Genomic DNA, 8,418 nt, shown 5'->3' with positions numbered 1-8,418 from the left:
GCTCAGTGCCCATTTTGAGCATACTATTGCCCTCACCGAAGATGGCCCCCAGGTACTTACCACTGGCAGTGGCGGCCTCATCTGGGGTTGATCTGTTGGGGTGGTCATGGGGGTCCGACACTCAATCTCGTTCAAGCGACAATGGGGGCAAGCAATACCTTGTTAGAGCAGTCAATAGGCCATGATGGACCTACCGCCCGTTGGTCGGCAAGCGACAGCAGTATATGGTTATGCTCACCAGCACCTCCTGCAGAGGGGCCGGCTTTCTCTGCAGTGGCTGGCGCTCGCTGCCTTGTTCCTCCTGGTACTTGGCAGCGGCTGCGGCCCGCTGGGAAATGCGCCTCCGCCATCTCCGACCTCACCTGCTCTCAGTGCAGCGGCGCAGCAGATGCAGGCCCTCTGGATGTATGATGAGCAACATGGCTGGGCCTCGACACAGCGCTCTGTCTTGCGTACTACCGATGGCGGCGCTCACTGGCGCGATGTCACACCCCAGCCCGAAACCGGCTCAGCCTCGCAGGGACCCGTCGAGCGCATTGTAACAGCCTATCTCGATGCCCAGACTGCCTGGGTGGCGCTGATCTTCCAGAATGCCCGGACGACCCCCATTTACCATACGAGCGATGGGGGGCAGAGCTGGCAGCGAACAAATATCCCTGCGCCCAGCATCGGCGTCGTGCAATTGATCTTTGTCGATGCTCTCCACGGCTGGTTGTTGGTCAATCTTGGCATGGCTACCAATGCCGAGGCTGTAGCTATCTGGCGTACCAGCGATGGTGGCGGCCATTGGCAGCGCATCATGCAGGTCTCTGCGGCGCAGGCTCGCACGGCACAGGGCCAAAGAACTTTGCCCTACACTGGCAGTAAATCCGGCCTGGCTTTTATCGATACAACAACGGGCTGGGCCACTGGCAGCGAACCAGGCCTTAATCAGGCCTGGCTCTATGTGACTCATGACGGTGGCCAGAGCTGGCAATTTCAGTCTCTACCGCTACCCACTGGCAGCGAGAAGGCCCAGATTGCTACCTTGCCGCCGCGCTTCTTCTCTAGTCGTGATGGCCTCCTGCCTGTCAATCTCTATACGGCTGGCAAGGCAAGCCTCTATTTTTATATCACCCACGATGGTGGCCAGACCTGGCGCTACGGAGCAGCTCTCCCGGCTTCCGTGATTGCCTGGTCCTTTGTATCGGCCAGCATAGGCTATGCTACCGATCGCACGACGCTCTATGTGACACGCGATGGGGGACAGCATTGGAGCCAACAGTTACCCACTGGCCCCTTTAGCGACGTCATCCAACTAGATTTTCTGACTGCCACTCGTGGCTGGGCCTTGTGTCTGGCGCCACCAGCGAAGACCCATATTCTCAAGACCAGCGACGGTGGTCGCAGCTGGCAGCAGCTCAGTTAGAGCTGACAGCGGTCGGCCAGGCAGCCAGATCGGGCGGGCGAGCCAGCGAACAAGCAAGTAAGTAAGAGAAATACCCTCCTCGTCGGTGGCGTGTCTGGAAAAAGGAGCGGCCCATCGCCTACTGCGATGAGCCGCTCCCTGCCTGTGCGCGCGAAAAAGGAGGAACATGGGAAAGCTACTCTGCTCTGTCCTCCGAAGAAGGGTTTTGCGCTTAGCTGCTGAGAGCCGCGCGCCGCTCACGCAGCTTAGTTAACCGCTCCTCTTGCTCGCTGAGGCGCTCGCGCTCGCGCGCCACCACCTCGGGCTTGGCACGCTTCACAAACTCCTCGTTCGCCAGGCGCGCCTGAAAACGAGCGATCTCCTGCTCCGTGCGAGAGATCTCCTTATCGAGGCGTGCCAGTTCCTTCTCCACATCGAACATCCCGGCCAGCGGCAGATAGATCTCCACCGGTCCGGCCAGCAAGCCCATTGCACCCTGCGGCTTCGGCTCTAGACGCTCGTAGAAGCGTGGTGCCTCGGTGCGCGCTAGAAACTCAATCAAAGGAGCCTGCTCGCTGAGCAAAGCCAGTTTTGGACCAGCGGCCAGCAGGACCTGGATGCGGCGCGCCGGCTCCACACCAAGCTGATTGCGCGCGTCGCGGATGCGCGTGATCAGCTCCTGCAGGAGGGCGAAATCCTCCTCGGCCTCCGCATCTCTGGCCGTTGGCACTGGCTGCGGCCAGGGTGCCACAATCAGAGCTGGTGCAGGCCAGCGCTCCACCTCTGGCTCACTAAAGCGATAGAGGTGCTGCCAGACTTCTTCTGTCACGAATGGCATGAAGGGATGGAGAAGGCGCAGCGAGGCATCGAGCACCGAGCGGAGAATAGCCGCCGTTGTTGCACGGACCGCGGCCTCCCCCTGGAGCTGCACCTTAGCGATCTCCACATACCAATCGCAGTATTCGGTCCAGAAGAACTCATGAATGCGACGACCAGCTTCCCCAAGCTGGAACTCCTCCAGGAGCTGCGTCACCTCGGCAATCAGCTGGGAGATGCGGCTCACAATCCAGCGGTCGGCCAACGTGCGAGGGCGCAAAGCCGCCAGGGGGGGCACGCCGCCCCCGATCTCGGCAGTGGCCGTCAGCACAAAGCGCGAAGCGTTCCAGATCTTGTTCGCAAAATTGCGATTGCCGACGATGCGCTCAGGGACCAGCTTCATATCATTGCCCGGCGTACTGCTGGTCGCCAGCGTGAAGCGCAGGGCATCGGTGCCGTACTGATCCATAACCTCGATGGGATCGACAACATTGTTTTTCGACTTGCTCATCTTCTCGCCCTTGGCGTCACGCACCAGGCCGTGGAGATAGATGGTGTGGAACGGAATGGTTCCCATGAAATGGATACCGGCCATCACCATGCGTGCCACCCAGAAGAAGATGATGTCGTAGCCTGTCTCCATCACCGAGGTCGGATAGTAGCGGCGCAGATCCGGCGTATCGTCGGGCCAACCGAGCGTACTGAAAGGCCACAGCCAGGATGAGAACCAGGTATCAAGCACGTCCTCATCCTGATGCAGACGCTCGCTCTCGCAATGAGGACAGCGCGTCACATCCTCGCGACTGACGATCATCTCACCGCAATCGTCACAGTACCAGACGGGGATACGGTGGCCCCACCAAAGTTGACGCGAGATGGTCCAATCGTGGATATTCTCCAGCCAATCGCAGTAGATTTTTGTGAAGCGCTCGGGCACGATGCGGATCTGGCCGTACTTGACCGCATTGAGGGCGGGCGTTGCCAGCGGCTTCATGCGCACGAACCACTGTTTCGAGACCAACGGCTCAATGACGGTGTTGCAACGCTGGCAGTGACCCAGGGGGACCGTATAATCCTCGATCTTGACGATGAGGCCCTCCTGCTGAAGCTGCTCGACCAGCTTCTTGCGAGCCTCAAAGCGATCCAGACCGGCGTAGGGGCCGGCCTCCGGGGTCATCTTGCCATCGAAGCCAATCACCTGCACGCGCGGCAGGCCGTGGCGCTGGCCGATTTCAAAGTCAGTTGGATCATGGAAAGGCGTCACCTTGACTGCGCCCGTACCAAAGCCCATCTCCACGGCCTCATCAGCAATGATCGGAATCTCCCGACCAATAACCGGCAGAATGGCCGTGCGTCCCACCAGGGAACGATAGCGCTCGTCACGCGGGTTGACCGCCACCGCCGTATCGCCCAGAATCGTCTCCGGGCGCGTCGTAGCCACACTGATATATTCAGTTGCCTCGGCGCTGCGGCCAGCCTCCGGCTTGAGCGGATAACGCACATAGGTCAGCTTGCCAGGCGTATCCTCATGCTCCACTTCCAGATCAGAGATGGCGCTCATGCAGCGCGGGCACCAGTTAATGATGCGCTCGCCACGGTAGATCAGGCCCTCCTCGTAGAGACGCACAAACACCTCGCGCACGGCGCGTGAGAGGCCCTCATCCAGGGTAAAGCGTTCGCGCGACCAATCACAGGAGGCACCAAGGCGGCGATGCTGATCCTGAATGCGCTTCTTGTAATGGCTGACCCACTGCCAGACCCGTTCGAGAAAGGCAGCACGGCCCAGGCGATGACGATCAGTACCCTCCTTGGCTAGCTCACGCTCCACCACGGCCTGGGTTGCAATGCCGGCATGGTCTTCCCCCGGCACCCAGAGTGTTTCATCGCCGCGCATGCGATGATAGCGAATCAGAATATCCTCGATAGTAGCCGTGATGGCATGGCCTAGATGCAGCGCACCGGTCACGTTCGGGGGCGGCATGCTAATCACAAAGGGAGGCCGCTGCGGATTCGGGCGCGGCTTGAAGTAGCCCCCTTCCTCCCAGAAGCGATACCATTTTCCTTCAACCGCCTGCGGATCATAGGCCTTGGGTAGCGCCGCTAACAATTGCTTCTTTTCCTCACTGCTGGCTATCTTATCCTGCTCAATCATGTTCCCTCCCTGCGGTAGTGGGTGGACTGCTCTGTCACCGCCTGACTGGCGCTGCTCCTGCAGACCTCAGTGATGAACGCTGACAACGATGATGGCGATAAGACCGGACGAAAGTGTAGAACGAACAAGCCTGAACCGGGGGCAAGCTGGACTGAGCCGGAGCAGGTCCGGTCAGGTCAGGCATGCACTACTGCAAACGTGGTGCTGCCTGGCTGGCCATCTTCCAGCTTGGGCCTTCCTGTCTTCCTACCTGCCGACCAGAGCTGAGTCAACAGACTCCCCCCAAGCTGAGAGCCAGGCGGATAACGGTTTTAACAGAAAACCCTTCCCGCCGTCAAGGACGAGAAGGGTTCATACTCGTGGTACCACCTTGCTTCAGCCAACCGTCCTGCTCTCATCCTGCCTGCGTCGACTGCCAGACAGAGCTAGCTAGCGCTCCGCACGATCAAAGAACAGCTTCGGCCCATTCTTCCCCATCTTGGAGGACGGTTGACCCTCATTAGTGCGCTAACGGGCACACCGCAACAGCTCGCGCCTCCGACAGCCACCCTCACAGGGCTTCTGCCCGCGTACTGGCCAGCCCAGGCTGACCAGATCACCAGCGAGGTAAAGGCCTCGCTCTCGGTGGCCAAGCGCGAAACTGTCTCTTTCAGACTCCCAGGCGACCTTCAGCGCTCGCCATCCGGGGAAGACTTGCAGCCGGTGATCTTCCCTCTCTGTCGGGGCCAGAGCGCCTACTCCTCCTGTTCAGCGTCTGCATCGCTATAATGGCGCATCACGTGCGCCTCTGTTCGGATTACTTTTAGTGTAGCGGATCGCGTAGCAAATGTCAAGCAGGGGGAGAGGAACCAGGCATCTGGGCAGTCAGCTGCATCGGGCAGGGAGGCTAATGCCGCCGGTGCAGGAGAAAGCGAACGCTGGCTAAGCGAGCGACCTGGCTTGTAAAGAAGCGCTCCAGAGCCAGCCTCACGGCTGCGACTGAGAAGCCTGGGAAGTTTGAGTCGCCTGGGGAGCGAAGGCCTGGGCGATCTGCTGCATAAGGCGGGCCTCTGGCACTGCTCCCAGCACCTCAAGGCGATCATTGATGACTGTCTTAGGTACCCCCTGAACGCGATAGCGCTGCGCCAGGTCGACAAATTCCGAAATCTCAACGACATCCGCCGTCACACGTTCGCTGGCCATAGCTAGCTGATGAGCCAGCAAGGCCATACGTGGGCAGTAAGGGCACGTTGGTGTCACAAACACCTGAATATGGAGGTTCTGCTGCAGCGTCTGCAATTGTTGCAACGTCTGCGGGCTAAGTGACAGATCGCCCCGCGAGAGCGCGCGAATATCCTCGATCAAGGTACTAAACTCGTAGCCTGCCGGAATACCGAAAAAGCGCAGGCGTCCCCTAGCCTTGCCCTCCAGAATGAAAGCCGGAATACGCTCAATCTGAAGCTGCTTGGCCTGGACCTCATCGCGATAAAAATCCTTGATCTGCAAATGGATCTTATCCGAGAGGCTAGCCACCTCCTCCAGAAGCTCACGCGTCTCCTTACAGAATTGGCATTCGTGTCCAGGAATCAGCAGCGGCGACTCACGCTGTGTGAAGTAGGTGATCGTCACCTCCCCATCCAGATCCTTGAATAGCTCGCGGATCTTTTCGCGATCGCTGGCTCCAATCAAAGCCATAGTCTCACCTTCGTTTTCTGTTTTACAGCTTCGTGTTCCACTTCTCCTCTACTAACAAGCTGCAGAGCGGTCCTCCTAAGGGCGGGCCCTGTCTCCACAAGGGAGCCAAACGAAGGACCCGCCACATTCTACCGCGTACCGAGGCACGTTGCAGGCTCAGCGATAGTGACCACCAGGTCAAAGGTTAACCAACGCGCGAGCAAGGTGCCAGCAACGCCAGCAACAGATGGGCGCCTTGCTGAGCGTAGCCCTGGGCCTCACGGATGAGCATGCGTCGCCAGATCCTCTGCAGTTGTCAAGGCAGGTTCCTCAGCCTGCTCGCTCACCAGTGGCAGACCACGCGCCTCCCAATCGGGCACACCACCATCAACTGCCACAACCTCACGCCCCGTAGCCGCAAGCATGCTGGCAGCGATCGAGGCGCGATGGCCGCTATGGCAGATGACTGCCAAAGGTGTATGGCGCGGCAAACTCTCCAAGTGCTGCGGTAAATCGCCGATATGCACATGGAGGGCGCCCGGAATATGGCCCTGTCGCCACTCGTCATCACGGCGCACATCCAGCACGGTCAGCGAAGGTTGATCCTTCCAGCGCCGATAGAGGGTATCAATGTTGATGCGTTCAAAGCTACCCGTAGGCAGCGCCGCTGCCTTCCAGGCGGCAATGCCGCCCGCCAGATAGCCCTGAGCCTGCTCATAACCGATGCGGATCAGTTGAACCACTGCTTCGCGCCGACCCTCTTCGTCCTCAATCAGCAGCAGCAGCGGTGTATTGAAAGGCAGCAGCCATCCGACGTAAGTCGCAAAGGAGCTATCTAGCTCGATGTTCAGCGAGCCGGGGATATACTCGCGGGCGAACTCGCCGCGCGGACGTCCGTCGATCAGCGGCAGGCCCTGCTGCAACCAGCGCTGCACCTCCTGCGGAGAACGTGGCGGCAGCTCCGGGAGCTGACCCAGGATGCGCGGTCCTTGCTGGTTAATATCATGCATATAGCGATAATAGTGCGGATAGGCAGTATAGCTGGCGAGTTGGTGACGCACAAAGTCGGCCTCGTCGCGCGCCCGCACGACGGGATTGGCCAGGCGCTCTTGACCAATGGTAGTACTGCGCTTAGCACCAACGGCGCTCGCTACACAGAAGGAACCAGCGCCGTGGGTCGGGTACACCAGCACGCTATCGGGCAAGGTCTGCAAGAGACGCATGAGCGAATGGTATTGCTGGCGTGTGAGGGTCAGCGTCAACTCGGGACCCAGCAGATCGGTGCGGCCGGCGCTGCCAACGAGCATGCTGCCACCGCTGAAGAGGGCATAGGGCTGGTCGCTCCCCGGCTCATAGACCAGGTAGCTCGTATGCTCGGGCGTGTGGCCTGGCGTCGCCAGCGCTTGAAAAGTCAGCTCTCCCACACGGAAACGCTCGCCGTCACGCACCGGCTGATGTGGATAGCGCAGGTGAGCATCGGCGCTAGCGACGATGGTCGCCCCGGTACGGGCTGCCAGCTCGCGCCCGCCAGTCACATAGTCATTGTGAATGTGAGTCTCTAGAATGTGAGTAATACGTGCCTGAGCTTGCGCGGCAGCCTCGAGGTAAACGTCGACGTCACGGCGCGGGTCGACTACCGCTGCCTGTCCACTGCGCCCATCACTGACAAAGTAGGATTGATGCCCCAGACCTTCGATGTAGAATTGCTCGATTTGCATGGCTCTCACCTCGCTGCCACCCGCCTGCTGCCAGCCTCGGGAGGGGTGGCACTCGCCCGAAGCCGGGCCGCTCTCTCTGCTACCAGAGCGGCTGGTCTCCTCTATCAGTATATCATCTTGATACGTTATGTCGATATGACAACTTTGCCGAACAAAGAAGGAACGCCACTAGTTCGACATCTGCCCCTGGAGGGAACTGGGCCATCCTGCTCCTCCCTGCGCTGGTAGCACAGGGCGATGGGCATAGGGGTGGCGAACCGGTGCTCCTGATCTCTGATGACCGGTTGCGCTATTCAACCGGCAGCCTGTGCAGTCGCCAATGGGCCATACCACCTTTGACATTGACTACGCGTGAGAAGCCCAGATGTTGTAGCTGCCTAGCTGCCTGAGCGCTGCGGTGTCCGCTGAGGCAGATCAGCAGGACCTCACGATCGCGTGGCACTTCTCTCGCGCGGCTGCTTAACTGCCCAAGGGGAATGTTGAGCGCGCGTGGCGCATGACCGCTGCGATATTCCCACGGCTCACGCACATCGATCAGTATCGCCTGACTCTCTTCACTGGAGAGCCGCTCCCAAGCTTCTCGCACATCGATCGTCGGGATCGTCTGCTCTCCGGCTTCTGAACGTCTGAGAAAGCTTTCAAACATCAGCCTTGCTCCCTTTCGCTGATCGTACATTTGCATTGTGGCCTGG

Annotated in this window: 5 protein-coding genes; 1 reads left to right on the top strand and 4 read right to left on the bottom strand. The window is 59.7% G+C overall.

What is annotated here, in order from left to right; all coding sequences use genetic code 11:
* The first annotated feature begins 181 nt into the window (after positions 1–181).
* Positions 182–1,408: a YCF48-related protein gene (locus IRZ24_RS02740; RefSeq protein WP_297160305.1), complete on the top strand. Its 1,227-nt coding sequence runs from the start codon at positions 182–184 to the stop codon at positions 1,406–1,408.
* Between the two features lie 211 nt (positions 1,409–1,619).
* Here the strand turns inward: IRZ24_RS02740 and IRZ24_RS02735 are convergent, their stop codons facing one another.
* The 4 genes from IRZ24_RS02735 to IRZ24_RS02720 form a co-directional block, all read right to left on the bottom strand.
* Positions 1,620–4,355 carry a valine--tRNA ligase gene (locus IRZ24_RS02735; RefSeq protein ID WP_297160303.1) on the bottom strand — a complete coding sequence of 912 codons (2,736 nt, stop codon included), beginning with the start codon at positions 4,353–4,355 and terminating at the stop codon, positions 1,620–1,622.
* Between the two features lie 966 nt (positions 4,356–5,321).
* A complete protein-coding gene (locus IRZ24_RS02730) occupies positions 5,322–6,029 on the bottom strand; it encodes a thioredoxin family protein (protein ID WP_297160301.1) in 708 nt (235 codons plus the stop codon).
* A gap of 257 nt (positions 6,030–6,286) precedes the next feature.
* Entirely contained in the window at positions 6,287–7,726 is a 1,440-nt protein-coding gene (locus IRZ24_RS02725; RefSeq protein ID WP_297160299.1) for an MBL fold metallo-hydrolase, read from the bottom strand.
* A gap of 289 nt (positions 7,727–8,015) precedes the next feature.
* Positions 8,016–8,372, bottom strand: a complete 357-nt coding sequence (locus IRZ24_RS02720; RefSeq protein WP_297160297.1) for a rhodanese-like domain-containing protein — start codon at positions 8,370–8,372, stop codon at positions 8,016–8,018.
* Between the last annotated feature and the right edge of the window lie 46 nt (positions 8,373–8,418).

It is taken from the genome of Thermogemmatispora sp., assembly GCF_019683755.1.
Classification (GTDB): domain Bacteria; phylum Chloroflexota; class Ktedonobacteria; order Ktedonobacterales; family Ktedonobacteraceae; genus Thermogemmatispora.
The sequence above is the reverse complement of the archived record's forward strand: the minus strand, read 5'-3'. Positions and strand labels throughout refer to the sequence as shown.

Coding starts and splice junctions, on each gene's coding strand:
- IRZ24_RS02720 (WP_297160297.1), bottom strand. CDS start 8,372: ATGTTTGAAAGCTTTCTCAGACGTTCAGAAGCCGGAGAGCAGACGATC.
- IRZ24_RS02725 (WP_297160299.1), bottom strand. CDS start 7,726: ATGCAAATCGAGCAATTCTACATCGAAGGTCTGGGGCATCAATCCTAC.
- IRZ24_RS02735 (WP_297160303.1), bottom strand. CDS start 4,355: ATGATTGAGCAGGATAAGATAGCCAGCAGTGAGGAAAAGAAGCAATTG.
- IRZ24_RS02740 (WP_297160305.1), top strand. CDS start 182: ATGATGGACCTACCGCCCGTTGGTCGGCAAGCGACAGCAGTATATGGT.
- IRZ24_RS02730 (WP_297160301.1), bottom strand. CDS start 6,029: ATGGCTTTGATTGGAGCCAGCGATCGCGAAAAGATCCGCGAGCTATTC.